The 14,043-nt window shown below is 62.8% G+C and carries 13 protein-coding genes; 12 read left to right on the top strand and 1 reads right to left on the bottom strand.

The window, feature by feature from the left end; all coding sequences use genetic code 11:
• The first annotated feature begins 241 nt into the window (after positions 1-241).
• From QYR03_RS09000 to QYR03_RS08950, 11 genes are all read left to right on the top strand, one after another.
• Positions 242-844, top strand: coding sequence for a hypothetical protein (locus QYR03_RS09000; RefSeq protein ID WP_301713289.1), 603 nt, complete (start codon positions 242-244; stop codon positions 842-844).
• Between the two features lie 146 nt (positions 845-990).
• A complete protein-coding gene (locus tag QYR03_RS08995; protein WP_301713288.1) occupies positions 991-2,340 on the top strand; it encodes a Na/Pi symporter in 1,350 nt (449 codons plus the stop codon).
• An 11-nt stretch (positions 2,341-2,351) separates the two neighbouring features.
• Positions 2,352-2,783: a hypothetical protein gene (locus QYR03_RS08990; RefSeq protein ID WP_301713287.1), complete on the top strand. Its 432-nt coding sequence runs from the start codon at positions 2,352-2,354 to the stop codon at positions 2,781-2,783.
• On the top strand, positions 2,776-3,723 hold the full coding sequence (locus QYR03_RS08985) for a substrate-binding domain-containing protein (RefSeq protein WP_301713286.1): 948 nt from the start codon (positions 2,776-2,778) through the stop codon (positions 3,721-3,723). Before QYR03_RS08990 ends, QYR03_RS08985 begins: the two co-directional genes overlap by 8 nt.
• A gap of 139 nt (positions 3,724-3,862) precedes the next feature.
• Positions 3,863-5,035 (top strand): sensor histidine kinase, encoded by a 1,173-nt coding sequence (locus QYR03_RS08980; protein WP_301713285.1) that lies wholly within the window; start codon positions 3,863-3,865, stop codon positions 5,033-5,035.
• A complete protein-coding gene (locus QYR03_RS08975; protein ID WP_301713284.1) occupies positions 5,032-5,694 on the top strand; it encodes a response regulator transcription factor in 663 nt (220 codons plus the stop codon). Before QYR03_RS08980 ends, QYR03_RS08975 begins: the two co-directional genes overlap by 4 nt.
• An 87-nt stretch (positions 5,695-5,781) precedes the next feature.
• A complete protein-coding gene (locus tag QYR03_RS08970) occupies positions 5,782-6,657 on the top strand; it encodes an ABC transporter ATP-binding protein (protein ID WP_210573966.1) in 876 nt (291 codons plus the stop codon).
• Positions 6,654-7,349: a hypothetical protein gene (locus QYR03_RS08965; RefSeq protein ID WP_210573964.1), complete on the top strand. Its 696-nt coding sequence runs from the start codon at positions 6,654-6,656 to the stop codon at positions 7,347-7,349. The genes QYR03_RS08970 and QYR03_RS08965 overlap by 4 nt, the downstream gene beginning before the upstream one ends.
• Before the next feature lie 2 nt (positions 7,350-7,351).
• Positions 7,352-8,587 carry a DUF418 domain-containing protein gene (locus QYR03_RS08960; RefSeq protein ID WP_301713283.1) on the top strand — a complete coding sequence of 412 codons (1,236 nt, stop codon included), beginning with the start codon at positions 7,352-7,354 and terminating at the stop codon, positions 8,585-8,587.
• A 74-nt stretch (positions 8,588-8,661) separates the two neighbouring features.
• On the top strand, positions 8,662-10,347 hold the full coding sequence (locus tag QYR03_RS08955; RefSeq protein ID WP_301713282.1) for an ABC transporter ATP-binding protein: 1,686 nt from the start codon (positions 8,662-8,664) through the stop codon (positions 10,345-10,347).
• Positions 10,344-12,290 (top strand): ABC transporter ATP-binding protein, encoded by a 1,947-nt coding sequence (locus QYR03_RS08950; protein ID WP_301713281.1) that lies wholly within the window; start codon positions 10,344-10,346, stop codon positions 12,288-12,290. The genes QYR03_RS08955 and QYR03_RS08950 overlap by 4 nt, the downstream gene beginning before the upstream one ends.
• Before the next feature lie 15 nt (positions 12,291-12,305).
• On the opposite strand, the gene QYR03_RS08945 is transcribed toward QYR03_RS08950, so the two are convergent.
• The gene (locus QYR03_RS08945; RefSeq protein ID WP_301713280.1) at positions 12,306-13,319 is read right to left on the bottom strand and encodes a hypothetical protein; all 1,014 of its coding nucleotides are present in this window, start codon (positions 13,317-13,319) and stop codon (positions 12,306-12,308) included.
• A 75-nt stretch (positions 13,320-13,394) separates the two neighbouring features.
• On the opposite strand from QYR03_RS08945, the gene QYR03_RS08940 reads away from it, so the two are divergent.
• Positions 13,395-14,030, top strand: coding sequence for a DUF1707 domain-containing protein (locus QYR03_RS08940; RefSeq protein WP_301713316.1), 636 nt, complete (start codon positions 13,395-13,397; stop codon positions 14,028-14,030).
• The last annotated feature ends 13 nt before the right edge of the window (positions 14,031-14,043 follow it).

The following is a 14,043-nucleotide window of genomic DNA, read 5'->3' as shown; positions in this document are numbered from 1 at the left end:
TCTGGCGTGGCGGCCAGATTCGCTGTGATGAACGCTACACATACCACTTGGTCTAAACCAGCACAGCACCCCAATTTGCGGGCGTATTCTGCACTTTGCCTTGAATCTAAATAGCAAGCAAACCTTGACCGCGGCCAATCGGTGATTACGGTTACAGACTAAGCGGTCTACGAATTTGGATCGCCGAATCCCCATCGACCTGCGGGGAACGCACCCGCAACCACATGAGAAGGAGAAAGCAATGACGCACGCACCCCGACGTGCCGCTCACCGTGTCACCGTCATCGGCCACGGCGCCGCAGCCATTGAGACCTCGGACCTTCTCATCTGCATGGGCGACTACTTCGTGGACCTGTTCAGCAAAGCCCCCGCACCGACCTGCCTGATCCGCTTCGGCTCGACGCACCGCGCCAGCACCGGCAGTGGCGGCAGTGGCCGTGATCTTGTCCCCCGCCTGCGCCTGTTCGGGAATATCCGCATCGGCGCCGGCGAGGACGCGGTGAGCATCGGCGAGCTCATCCACTACTACGACACCGTCATCGTGGCCGACGACGCTGCAGCGGCGGGGAGCAGCCTGGTTATCGTAGGCAACAGCCCCCTCGCCTCCGCGACATACGAGTTCCTCCGCGCCAACACCTCGCTTTCCGTCAGCCGCACTCCCGTGGTCGCTGCACCGGAAAAGGCGGACCAGCCCGGCGCGATCATTACACTGTTGGAGGCCCGCAAGCTGCCATTCACCACGTGGACCGGCTGGCACCGACCGGCCCTAGCGAGCGAAGCTGTAACGGCTAAACAGTGGGGAACGCTTGTGGCCAAGGGACTCGCCATCCCTGCGGTTCCGTAGTAGTTCCGCGGCCTTATGGATGTGGGCCAACTTTTTCCGGTTCAAATGTTTCGCAGCCTGTTAACAACCTATTAACCCGTTGGCAAATACCTGTACGTAGCGTGGAGCGTGCCTATGTTCCCATCTACATACAGAAGAGAGAACCGATGAGCGATAAGGGATTGCCGCGCGACATTGCCGGCGAACACGAGCTCCCGCAAGACGCCGATATCCGCGTGGTCGACCGCACCGTTACCGATTCAGAACGCATCGATCGCGCCGACGAGACGACCAGCCGGAATGCTACTGGCGCTTCCGCCGATACCGATCCGGACGACGATGCCGAAAATAGTGACCCGCTGAGCTTCCTGCCCTTCGAGGGCACCGCGAAGCAAATAGCCAATTGGATCGCCGTATTCCTCGCCATCTGGCTGCTCCTCAACGGTGTGGGCATGATCGGCGACGGCTTCAAGATGGCCGCGGGCGACCAAGCCAAGGAACTATTCTCCTTCGCCGAGAACCCGTTCGTCGGCCTGGCCATCGGTATCGTCACCACCGCGATCATTCAGTCTTCTTCGACCACCACATCCATCGTGGTCGGCATGATCGCGGGTGGCCTGCCACTGAATATCGCCATTCCAATGCTCTTCGGCGCCAACATGGGCACCTCGGTCACCTCGACGCTGGTGGCCCTGGGCCTGGCCGGCAACAAGAAGCAGTTCCGCAACGGCTTCTCCATGGCGACCGTGCACGACTTTTTCAACCTCATTGCCATCCTGTTCTTCTTCACGCTGGAGATGCTCACCGGCTTCTTGGGCAAGACGGCGACCGCAATCGCACCGTCCCTCACCGGTTCCGGTGAAGGCATCATTGCGGGTTTTTTCGAAGCGCTCGGCGACTTCATCGACATGATCACCGAACCCCTCGTCGGGCTGGCAAGCGGTCTCGTCGAACCGCTCGGCGATGTCTTGGGCGGTGTCGTCCTGGCCATCATCGGTGTCGCACTCGTCCTGGTTTCCATCAGCTTCATCGGCAAACTCCTGAATGCCCTGCTCGTGGGCAAGGCGCAAGATATCCTCTACGCAGCCTTGGGCAAGAACGCGTTCTTCGGTGCACTCTCCGGTGCCCTCATCACCGCGTTGGTCCAGTCCTCCTCCACCACGACCGCCCTGACGGTTCCGCTTGCGGCATCCGGCAAGTTCCAGGTCCGCACCCTGTTCCCGTTCGTGGTGGGTGCGAATATCGGTACAACCCTGACCGGTCTTATCGCGGCATTCGCCGCAACAGGCACAGAGGCGGAAGCCGCGATGGCCGGTGCCCTCGTACACACCCTTTTCAACTTCTTCTCCGCCATCCTCATCCTTGGCATCCCGTTCCTGCGCGACCTTCCGCCGAAGTGCTCCGACTGGCTCGCTGGCCTAGCCGAGAAGAACAAACTCTACGTATTCATCTACATCGGTGGCGTCTTCTTCGCCATCCCGCTGCTGGCAGTGTTCATTTCTAACTCCCTGATGTAAGGAGCCCCTCGATGACGACCCCCGACAACAACGTGACCCCCGACCTGTCCCCCATGGCCCAGGACCTCATCAAGAGCGAGGCTCCCGACGAGGCGCTGCAGGCCCTGCTCGCCGAGCTCGAAGAAACCGCGGACGAACTGCGCGTCGAGCTCAACGCACGCGGCCGCAACAAGGACCGCCTGACCGCCGACCATGAGGCCACCGCCACCGAAGCAGTCGTCGAACCTGCCAACGGAGAGGACAAAACCGTCGTCGCTGCGGAGAGCACCCATCCCACCCACAAGCACAAGAAAATCAACCCGAACGTCACCCCGGAGCAGCAGGCTGAGCTGGACGAGAACTTCGCCAAATACTGGAGCAACTCCCAGGGCTCCTGGAAGAACCTCTTCCGCCTGCTGCGCGAGTTCCGCGCCGAGATGCAGGAGGCCAAGCACCATGATTAAGACGCGCAAGGCCCTCACCGCATCCATCCTGGCGGCAGTCTCCGTATTCGCCGTCGGTTGTTCCTCGACCAACTCCCCCAGCGAAGACGCGATCCAGGCCACCGGTTCCGCCACCGTGGAACCGATCACCTCTTACATGGCCAACCGCTACGACTTCGACGTCAACGTCGAGGCCATCGGCTCGACCGACGGTTTCGAGAAGTTCTGCAACGGCGAAGCCGATATCAACGATGCCTCCGTGGCCATTCCCGGTTCGGGCGCCCCCGTCGACTTTCAGAAGCAGTGCGCCGACAACAAGGTCGAATACATTGAGCTGCCGATCGGCCTCGATGCCATCACCATTGTGAAGCACCGCGACAACGACTTCGCCGCCGACCTGACCATCGACCAGCTGCACGACATCTGGTCCAAGGACTCCCCAGTGACCAAGTGGTCCGATATCGACCCGTCCTGGCCGGACGAGGAGATCAAGCTCTACGGCCGCCCCGATGGCTCCGGTACCCTCGGCGTGTTCAAAGCGCTTGTCCTCCAAGGCGATGAGATCCGCGACGATTACGAGGCGACCGACGACATCCAGGAGTTGTCCCGGTGGGTCTCCGAGGATGAGAACGCCCTGTCCTTCATGGGCATCGGCAACTATCTGGCCACCGAGGATGAGTACCAGAAGTTCATCGACAACGTGAATATCGACGGTATAGCCCCGACGGCTGAGGAGACGAAGAAAGGCAACTACCCGCTCTCGCGTCCCCTGTTCATCTACGTGAACAAGAAATCCACCGAGCGCGAGGACGTGGACAAATTCGTCACCACGTACCTGGAGAACTCCGAGGCAGTCATGCCGCGTGTCTTCTTCTACCAGCTGCCGGAAGAAGACTACGACAGCGCAAAGAAGCGCTACGCCGACCGCAAGACCGGCCCGGACGATCGCTGGCAGAGCTAAAAGCACGCTTATCGGCGTCCCGTCCCCCCGCTGTAGGCTGATCCCGTCACAGGATCGATCTCGTCCGCCTCACGGATGTCCTTGCTGGGGATTGCACGGGCGCTGCCGACTGTTCCGTCGGGGACCTATTGTTGTCCCCATGGTTCGAGCAGCAGGAAACACACGCGCGGGGGATTCGCGGCGCATCTTTGCATGGCTTGCAATTGCCCTGATTACGGTATTTTTCTGCTTCGACTGGATTACGGTGCAGTCGCACGGTCAGGCGGTGCCCGCCCCAGCGGTCGCGGCGGGCACGGTTCTCCTCGTCGTGTGCGGGGTGGGGTGCGTGCTGTATCGGGATCGGCCGCTGTGGTCGGTGATTGCAGTCGCTGGATGCGCCACGCTGTCGTTGGCTATTCCCTCTCTGAGCGTGCCTTTGTATTGGACAGTACCGGTCTGTCTGGCGGCATTCGTGACCTCGTATCGTTTGCCGCCGCGACTCCGGCCGTGGACTGCGGCGTGGATTCTCGGCATCACGGCGGCAGAGCAGCTCATGCACTGGCACGAGGCGCTGGACCTCAACGCGCTTCCTGCCACCCGCTCTCTGCTCAGCGCCGTGGCATCTGTTGTCGTCGCGTGGCTCGTGCTGGGGTTTTTCTTCCTTCTCGGTGCCCAAGTTCGCCAGCGCCGCGACCGCATTGACGAGCTCAAACAGCGGATCGAGTTCGCCCACGTCCGTGAGCGGACCCAAATCGCTCGGGAAATGCACGACATTGTCGCTCATTCACTCGCGGGCATCACCGCGCTTGCCGACGGCGCCCGGTACGCTGCCGCCTCCAACCCCGCCGAAGCACAAGAAGCACTCGAAACAATCAGCGAGGAATCCCGCACTGCCCTGTCCCAAATGCGCGGCTTGCTTAGCGTGTTACGCGAGGAGGATTATAGCCACCCCGCGGGCGCGACGCCCGGACGGCGCGATTTCGAAGACTTGTTCGCCGATGCCCGGGCCCGGGGGCTCGACCTCACAGTGGACGGCTTCGACACGCTTCCGGAGGATCTGCCTGCCCTCACTCAGTTCACCCTCTACCGCATTTGCCAAGAGGTGGTGACGAACATGCTGCGCCATGCGTCGGAGCAAACAGGCTCAATCGTTTTTTCGACGAATGCGAAAGAGGTGGTGGTCGTGGCTGCGAACCCGGCATCGATAAGCAAGCAAGAAAGCGACGGGTTCGGGTTGGTCGGCATCCGCGAGCGGGTAGCCGCGCACGGCGGCCGGGTGCGTATTGCTGATTCGGACGGATCGTTCGTCCTTGAAGTGGAGGTTCCGCGATGATCACCGTTGCGCTTGTCGACGATCAACCCCTTGTTCGCGCCGGTTTTTCCATGCTGGTCAACTCGCAGCCCGACATGGAAGTGGTGTGGCAGGCCAGCGATGGAACGGGTGTGCTCGGGCAGAGCAACGCCGACATCGTGCTGCTGGACATCCGAATGCCTGGCACCGACGGCATCACCGCCTGCAGCTCGTTACTGGAGGAACAGCCCCATACCCGAGTGATCATGTTGACCACCTTCGACGACCGCGATCTCGTTCTCGGTGCCCTCGAAGCTGGCGCTTCCGGCTTCTTGCTCAAAGACTCCGACCCTGACGAGCTGCTCGAAGCGATCCGAATCGTTCACGGCGGCGACGCGGTGCTCGCCCCCAAGGTGACCAAGTACGTCATCGGCGCGGCGCACGCACCTGAGCAGCAAGAGGCCATGCGCAATGAGACGATGCTCGAGCAGCTGACACCCCGCGAAGTGGAAATTCTCCGGCTTGTTGCGCTCGGCTACTCCAACGAGGAGATCGCCACCGCGGAGACGCTCTCTCCCGCCACCGTGAAAACGCACGTGCACCGCATCCTGTTCAAAACGGATTCACGCGACCGCGTGCACGCTGTTCTCTTCGCCTTCCGCGCTGGTGTGGTGGGCACGAGCGAGTTGCTCGGCCACTAGGCATGCCGCGTACACCCTGAGGTGTACGCCCGGATATACACCCGCAGACCGACGTTTTCCCAGCTCGGCAGCGCGAATATCGAAACCATGATCAACGTTCAAAGTTTGACCAAACGGTATTCGCGCTCAACAGCTGTCGACGCTCTCAGTTTCACCGCCCCCGATGGCGCAGTCACAGGCTTCCTCGGCCCGAATGGGTCCGGGAAGTCCACGACATTGCGCATGGTCGTCGGGCTTGAATCGCCCGACGAGGGCACAGCGCTTATCGACGGCACCCCTTTCCGCTCCCTCCCCCATCCCGCCCGATCCGTCGGTGCACTACTCAACCCGGAATGGATCGCGCCGCACATGACGGGCCGCGCTCACCTGAAAATGGTGGCCGACTACGCGGGTGTTCCCGCGTCCCTCGCCGACGAGTCCTTGGAGGCGTTCGGCCTCACCAACGCGGCGACCCGGAAGGTGAAAAATTACTCCCTCGGCATGCGCCAACGCCTTGGAGTCGCCTCCGCCTTGATCGGGGACCCAGCGAACGTCATCCTCGACGAGCCAGTCAACGGACTCGACCCCCAGGGCGTGGCCTGGATGCGCGGACGTATCCGGCAGATGGCAGCCGACGGCCGGGCAGTCGTAGTTTCCTCGCACCTGATGAGCGAAATGCAGCTGACTGCCGACCGTCTCGTCGTCATCGACAACGGATCCCTCGTCGGCGAAGGAGATCTCGACGACTTCCTCGGATCACACCGCGTTGAAGCGCTCTGCAGCGACCCGGCGCGGCTCGCACAAGCCACGGGAGGCCAGATTGTCGGCGAGACCGTCATCGTCGACAACGCCACGCCGCGCGATGTCGGCGAGACCGCCCAACGCGCGGGCGTGACCGTGTACTCGCTCCAAGAAACGAGACGCAGCCTGGAAGATGTCTTCCTCGATTCCACCAACCACCGCGCAAAGGAGACGAACCGATGAACACACTGAAAGCTACATGCCGCGAGATCTTTTCCCGCCCTTCCACCGGCCTTCTTCTCGCATTCATTGCTGCGGCACTGATCGCCGGGCCGATCATGGTTGCCGCGCTGCTCGGCCCAAACGGCACAAACACCATTGACCCGGCAATGCTGCTTATCCCGGCGAGCTTCATGCTTCCTGTCGCTCTCGCCGCCGGTGCGTTTCCCGCCGGTGGCGCACATTCGCGAGGCACGATCGGGTATGCCTACCTCGCTTCGAACCACCGTGGCAAAGAACTCGCATGCCGCGTGGGAGTGGCCGCCCTCGCGTGCACTCTGACCGCGTTCATCGCGTCGGGCATCGGAATCGGCGGCTCGCACATGTTCGTCGACGGGATCGCCGCAATGGGAGCAGAGAGCACGTCGATGGTCCTGGCCCAAGCAAAGCTCTGGATCGTCTACCCGCTACTCGCGGCGCTGTCCGCAGTGGCTCTCGGTTCCGGCACAGCCTCCTTTTTCGTGTGGGTCGTCGAGTCGTGGATCGTGGAGACCGCTCTCGGGGCAGTCAACCAGCCGTGGGCGAACGCGATTCTCAACATTCTGCCTGGCGGAGCGGTCACTAACGGTACTACAGGTGCGATCACGCTCGTGATCTGGGTTGCTGCTCTCGCTGCGGTGGCCTACGCCACCGCGCATCGACGGGCGGTGAAGTAAGAATGGCTGGAGCATTCACCGCTTCCCGTCGACGTTTCATCGCCCCTGACCTGGCTCGGGGGCTCGCCCTCGTCGGTATCGCGATGGCCAATATGGTCACGGACTGGGATCCGGCGGAAAAAGTCGACCACGCCGCAGGCCTCGGCGGCTACAACGGTGCCGGGACCGTGCTCGAAAAGGCACTGGTCTTCTTCGAGACGCTTTTCGTGCACGTGCGCGGCCTGCCCATGTTCGCCACCTTGCTCGGTGTCGGAGTGGGCATGATCTTTGCCAGCCTGGCCCGGCGCGGGTACCCGTTGCGGGCGCGCCGCAAGGTACTGGCACGCCGCTACGGATTCCTGTTTCTCTTTGGGCTCATCCACAAGACGCTGTTTTTCACCAACGACATCATGACCGCCTACGGCATCGCGGCATTGCTGCTGTGTCTTGTCATTGGTTGGAGTGACCGCGCACTCTATATTCTCGCGGGCACGGTGTTCGCCGTCCAAGCAGCGGCCCGTGCCCCCGGCATTATCGCCGCGTTCGGCACAACTCAGGAACCCGTCGGCGGAGAACCCGCCCGGATCACCGATCTCGGTGAGCGCATGTCGAACGGCATCTCCGTTGTCATGATGTACCCCGCGCTTGCGGCGATTGAGATGATGTCCTTCTTGCCACTCGTCATCGTCGGCTTCATCTGGGGCCGCCGCAAAGTCTTCGGCGATCTGCCTGCGAACCGCACGATGTTTCGCGCATGGGCGCTCCTTGCAGCAGTGCTCATTCCTGCCATCGGGATCCCGTGGGGCTTCGCGGAGATCGGCGTTCTCGGCCCCGGCTGGGCAGCCGGTCTCACCGATGCGAACCATTCGCTCGGGCTGCTCACGGGGCCCGGCATTCTCGCCGCGATCGCCCTAGTATGCCAGCCTCTGCAGACGCGTATCGACGCCGGGGGCGCGCTTCCTCCCGCCCTCGAACCGTTCATCGCGCTCGGCAAGAGATCCATGAGCGGCTACCTGGGGCAAACGATCCTGTTCATGCTGACCACGCAGCCCGCGTTCTGGTGGATCACACGGGATGCCACCATTGCGGGCAAGCTTGGGTGGGCGCTGCTCGTCTGGCTGGCTACGGTCGCTGGTGCGTGGGCCTTGGAGAAGGCAGGCAAACCTGGTCCTTTCGAGTGGCTCCATCGCCGCCTGTCCTACGGCAAGAACGGCTTGCCGGACCACTACGAGCAAGTCTGCTCCACACCTGTTCGCTGAGGTAGCAGCACCGGACGGTGAAATTTTCACCGCAAGGTTTAGTATTGCCCCTGTCTAAAAGAGAGGGGCAACTCGTGGATCTCATCCGCCTGACCGGGAGGTTCAGCAGGCCGTACGCGGGGTTGATCGCCGCGGTGGTCGTGCTGCAACTTCTGTCGACTCTGGCGACCTTGTACCTGCCGGATTTGAACGCAGACATCATCAACAACGGCGTGGCCAAAGCCGACGTGCCGTACATCCGGAGCGTGGGCCTGCTCATGCTCGCGGTGTCGCTGCTCCAGGTGGCTGCAGCGGTGGGTGCGGTGTGGTTCGCCTCCGCCGCGGCGATGCGTACCGGCCGCGACATCCGCGGCGCGGTGTACGACAAGGTCAACCAGTTCACGTCAGAGGACATGGGGCACTTCGGCCCGGCGACGCTGACCACCCGCGCGACCAACGACGTGCAGCAGGTGCAGATGACCACCCTGCTGTTCTTCAACTTCATGGTCGCTGCACCGATCATGGCCGTCGGCGGCGTGATCATGGCGCTGCGCCAGGATGCCGGCATGTCGTGGCTGGTCACCGTCGCAGTGCTTGTTCTCACCGTCACCGTCGGAATCATCGCGGCGCTCCTCATCCCGCTCTTCAGCACGATGCAGAAGAAGCTTGACGCAATCAACAGCCTGTTGCGTGAGCAGATCGCCGGCATCCGCGTCATCCGCGCCTTCGGCCGGGAGAACTTCGAGACGAAGCGCTTCACCGACGCCAACACCGCCCTGACGAAGCTGAGCCTGAATATCGGCCGCGTCTTCGTCACGATGTTCCCCGTCATCATGCTCATCCTGAACCTCGCCACCGCGGCGGTGCTCTGGTTCGGGGGCCACCGCGTCGACGAGGGCCTCGTCGAAGTCGGCTCGCTGACCGCGTTCATGCAATACCTGATGCAGATCCTCATGGCCGTGATGATGGGCGTGTTCATGCTCATGATGCTCCCCCGCGCAATCGTGTGCGGCCGCCGCATCAGCGAAGTTCTGGGCTACGAGCCAGCCGCCCAGCCGCCGCGCACCCAGTCCGGCGCCGCCGATTCTGCCTCAGAACCGGGCACTGTCGAATTCCGCGGCGTCTCCTACCGCTACCCGGGTGCGGAGGAGCCGGTGCTCAAGAACATCGACTTCACCGCGCGGCCGGGCACCGTCACCGCGGTCATCGGGTCGACGGGCTCCGGAAAATCGACGCTGCTGGGACTCGTCCCGGAGCTGTACTACCCCACCTCCGGGGAGATCCGCGTCAACGGCACAGTGGCCATGGTCCCGCAGAAGCCGTGGCTGTACCGGGGCACAGTGGCGTCGAATCTCCGGGTGGCCAACCCAGACGCCACCGACGAAGAGCTGTGGGAGGCGCTGCGCACCGCTCAAGCGGGCTTCGTCGAGGACCTCGACATGCCGATCGCCCAAGGCGGCACCAACGTCTCCGGCGGCCAGCGCCAGCGGCTGTGCATTGCGCGCATGCTCGTCGCACGGCCGGACGTCTACCTCTTCGACGATTCGTTCTCCGCCCTCGACGCCGTCACCGAAGGCAAACTGCAGCGGGCCATGACCAGCTACACGGCGGATGCCACGGTGCTGGTGGTGGCGCAGCGGGTGGCGTCGATAAGCAACGCGGACCAGATTCTCGTGATGGAAGCTGGCGAGATCGTCGCACGCGGAACCCACGACGAGCTGCTGCGCACAAGCTCCACCTACCGTGAGATCGACGCAAGCCAGAAGGCGGTGACGGCATGAGCGAGCAGATGACAGACGACCAATTGGCCGCCTACGAAGAGAGCATGGCCGGGGACGACTACTCCAATAAGGCTCCCCGGAAGGCCAAGCAGTTCTGGCCCTCCGCGAAGCGCCTGCTCGGCCTGCTGGCCCCCTACAAGATCACGCTCATCTTCGTCTTCCTGATGAACGCGGGCTCTGTCCTCCTCGCCGTCTGGGCGCCGCGGGTGATGGGCAGAGCGATGGACGTGATCTTCAGCGGAGTCGTGTCCAAGCAGCTGCCGGAGGGCACCACCGCCGAGCAAGCGGTCGATGGTCTACGCGCGGCGGGCCAGGACCGTTTCGCCGACATGGCCGCGGCGATGGATTTAAACCCGGGCCACGGCATCGACTTCGACCGGCTCCGCGGTCTCATCATCGCGGTGCTGGCGTTCTACCTGGCCGCCGCCCTGCTCATGTGGGCCCAGGGCGCGATCCTGAACAAACTGACCATGCGCGCCGTCTACACGCTGCGCGAGGGGGTGGAGGCGAAGATCCACCGCCTGCCGCTGTCTTACTTCGATTCGCGTCAACGCGGCGACGTCATGAGCCGCACGACAAACGACGTGGACAACATCCAGCAGGCGCTCCAGCAATCGCTCTCGATGCTGTTCAACGCGGTCCTCACCCTCGCCGGCATCATCGTCATGATGTTCGCCATCTCGTGGCAGCTCGCCGTCGTCGCCCTGCTGGCAATCCCGCTGACCGGTGCCGTCATGGGCTTGGTGGGCACCCGCTCCCAGAAGGAATTCGTCACCCAGTGGAAAGCCACCGGCGACCTGAACGGGCACGTGGAGGAAGCCTTCACCGGCCACGACGTTGCGAGGATCTTCGGCCGCTCGGCAGAGATCCGGGAGCAGTTCGACGAACGCAACGAGGAACTCGCCGCCGCGGCGCAGAAAGCTCAGTTCCTGGCCAACTCGATGCACCCGATCATGCAGTTCATCGGTTCCTTGTCCTATGTGGCGATCGCTGTGCTCGGCGGCCTGAAAGTCGCTTCCGGCTCCATCACGCTCGGCGACGCCACCGCTTTCATCCAGTACTCCCGCCAGATGAACCAGCCGCTCGGCGAAGTCGCCGGCATGATGCAGATGCTGCAGTCCGGTGTCGCGTCCGCGGAACGCGTCTTCGAGCTGCTCGATGCTGAAGAGGAGGAGCAAGACACCGCGGCCGCCACAACGGGCACCACGCGCGGGCTCGTCGAGTTCGACCACGTGGACTTCTCCTACTCCCCCGATGTCCCGCTCATCGAGGACCTCTCGCTGCGCGTCCAGCCGGGGCAGACCGCCGCCATCGTGGGCCCCACGGGTGCCGGCAAAACCACCCTGGTCAACCTTCTCATGCGCTTCTACGAGGTCGACAGTGGCGCGATCCGCCTGGACGGCACGGATATCCGCGAGATGAGCCGCGCACAGCTGCGCTCCAACATCGGCATGGTCCTCCAGGATGCCGTGTTGTTCAAAGGCACGATCATGGAGAACATCCGCTACGGCCGGCTCGACGCCACCGACGACGAGGTCATTGCCGCCGCGCAAGCAACCTGCGTCGACCGCTTCGTGCGCTCGCTACCCGACGGCTACGCAACGGAGATCGACCAAGACGGCGGCTCTATTTCCGCGGGTGAGCGCCAGCTGATCACCATCGCCCGCGCATTCCTCTCCCAGCCGGCTCTGCTCATCCTCGACGAGGCGACCTCGTCCGTGGACACCCGCACCGAGGTTCTTGTCCAGAAGGCGATGAACGCGCTGCGCAGCCAACGCACCAGCTTCGTCATCGCGCACCGCTTGTCGACGATCCGCGACGCCGACCTCATCATCGTCATGCAGAACGGAAAAATCGCCGCGCAGGGAACCCACGAGGAGCTCCTTGCCCGGCGAGGTACCTACTTCGAACTGAACCAGTCCCAGTTCAGTGAAGAGGGCTAAGCCGAAAGAAACGCATTAGTACATGCTCATGTAGCCGCCCGGCTGCTCCGGGTGCTGGTACGGCTGCCCCGGGGCACCGGAATAACCGGCGTCCGGACCAGCCTGGCCCGCAGATCCGCTCTCGCTGACCCAGCGGTAGATGAACACCAAGCCCAGTACCTGAACTGGGCCGACGATGATGCCGGCGAAGCCGATGGTGACGAGCATCAGGCCCATGCATGCGAGGCTCAGCAGGATGATCGCGCCAAGGACCTGCCAGTACTGGGCCTTCACGTCCCTCCACGCCGCACCGAATGCACCGGCGGCGCTGGTTTTCCCGTCAATGGCGTAGAGGGGGATCATCGCCACGAACGGGTACAGGAAGATCATGCCGAACATGCCGACGAGAGGGACAATGATGCTGAGCGCCTCCGACACGTTCGCCAAGGCGTAACTCAACAGACCGAGTACGACATATACAGCGAAAAACGCGACGAAAAGAAGAATGTAGACGAGGATACCGTTGCCCCACGGCACGTCCTTGAAGGCGTTACTCCACGTTGGCTTCACACCGCGTGTGTCCTTCAGGGCGATCTTGTAGATGACGAGGCCAGAGACCAGCGAGAGAGCCAACAACAGAACATAGAAAATGATCAACGAGACAAGGACTCCAGCGGGGATCTCTTCAGACCCGCTGTCAGCCGCGCTGATGACCTGGGGGAGGAGCAACACGAGAAAACCGATCACAGCAACGACTACCGGCAGGAACAGCACTCCGAGGTAGACGTGCCACTGGCTAGTGAAGAAGCGCTTGAAGCCGAACGGAATCGGCTCCGCCGGGGGCAGTTTGACGCCCGCCGGGATCTGCAGCGGACGCCCGGACTCGGAACCCGTTTCGGGGTTCACGTAGCCGGAGGTCGGCGGGTAGGGGTTGCCGGAATTCTGACCGTAGCCGGAGTTCGAGCCGTAGTTGTTGGAGTTCTGGTCGCCACCGTAGGACGAATTGCCACCGTAGCTGGGGTAATTACTGGGATCGTTCGGAGTACTCATGGAGTACATGATATTTGTGGCCGAACGTTTGTCTAGGCGAGCAAGTGACATAGTGGGATTAGTATTGAAATTGTGATGAATCAGCCCCAGCCGCATCGTCCACAACAGTCAATGCGCCCCCAGCAGCCGGGCAGCGATCTCGTCCGCCTGTCGGATTTGGACCGCTCGGAGGCGGTGGCGCGCTTGAGCTATGCGCTGGGCGAAGGCCGGCTTGATTCGGACGAGTTCAACCGCCGCTGCGAGGACGTCGGCGCCGCGACGACGCACCGCGACCTGGTGCCGCTCTTCCGCGATCTGCCGGAGCACCAGCCACAGCACCCGGGTGAGGTGGAGCAGACTTTCACCCGCAGCGAGATTGAACGCGCCCGCGCGAACGGCAAGAACACCCGGCTAGGCATTTTCTCCCTGGGCTCACTAGCGTCCTTCGCTGGCGCGGTGGGGCTCAGCACCGCCACGGGCTCGGGCTTGTGGACTCTTCTCCTGCTCATCATTCCGGCGCTGTTCACAGTCCTCTACATCATGAAGGCGGGACCCGACAGCTGGTACGCCCCGAGTCCGCGCCAACTCGACCGGCAGCGGTTCCGCGAGTTGCAGCAGGCGAACCGGATGGAGTTGGAGCGCCGGAAGGTCGAGCGCACAATGCAGCGCGAACAGTTGACGGGCAACGCGATGGATCTGGCGCAACGCACGTTGAACCGTTTCACCAAATAGCCACCCGATTTTT

The organism is Corynebacterium sp. P4-C1, assembly GCF_030503595.1.
GTDB lineage: Bacteria > Actinomycetota > Actinomycetes > Mycobacteriales > Mycobacteriaceae > Corynebacterium.
This window is presented reverse-complemented; position numbering and strand designations above follow the sequence as displayed.

Bases quoted from the DNA above. Each gene is read 5' to 3' on its own strand.
- QYR03_RS08985 (WP_301713286.1), top strand. From the start codon at position 2,776: ATGATTAAGACGCGCAAGGCCCTCACCGCATCCATCCTGGCGGCAGTC.
- QYR03_RS08990 (WP_301713287.1), top strand. From the start codon at position 2,352: ATGACGACCCCCGACAACAACGTGACCCCCGACCTGTCCCCCATGGCC.
- QYR03_RS09000 (WP_301713289.1), top strand. From the start codon at position 242: ATGACGCACGCACCCCGACGTGCCGCTCACCGTGTCACCGTCATCGGC.
- QYR03_RS08975 (WP_301713284.1), top strand. From the start codon at position 5,032: ATGATCACCGTTGCGCTTGTCGACGATCAACCCCTTGTTCGCGCCGGT.
- QYR03_RS08980 (WP_301713285.1), top strand. From the start codon at position 3,863: ATGGTTCGAGCAGCAGGAAACACACGCGCGGGGGATTCGCGGCGCATC.
- QYR03_RS08995 (WP_301713288.1), top strand. From the start codon at position 991: ATGAGCGATAAGGGATTGCCGCGCGACATTGCCGGCGAACACGAGCTC.
- QYR03_RS08970 (WP_210573966.1), top strand. From the start codon at position 5,782: ATGATCAACGTTCAAAGTTTGACCAAACGGTATTCGCGCTCAACAGCT.
- QYR03_RS08950 (WP_301713281.1), top strand. From the start codon at position 10,344: ATGAGCGAGCAGATGACAGACGACCAATTGGCCGCCTACGAAGAGAGC.
- QYR03_RS08960 (WP_301713283.1), top strand. From the start codon at position 7,352: ATGGCTGGAGCATTCACCGCTTCCCGTCGACGTTTCATCGCCCCTGAC.
- QYR03_RS08940 (WP_301713316.1), top strand. From the start codon at position 13,395: ATGAATCAGCCCCAGCCGCATCGTCCACAACAGTCAATGCGCCCCCAG.
- QYR03_RS08945 (WP_301713280.1), bottom strand. From the start codon at position 13,319: ATGAGTACTCCGAACGATCCCAGTAATTACCCCAGCTACGGTGGCAAT.
- QYR03_RS08965 (WP_210573964.1), top strand. From the start codon at position 6,654: ATGAACACACTGAAAGCTACATGCCGCGAGATCTTTTCCCGCCCTTCC.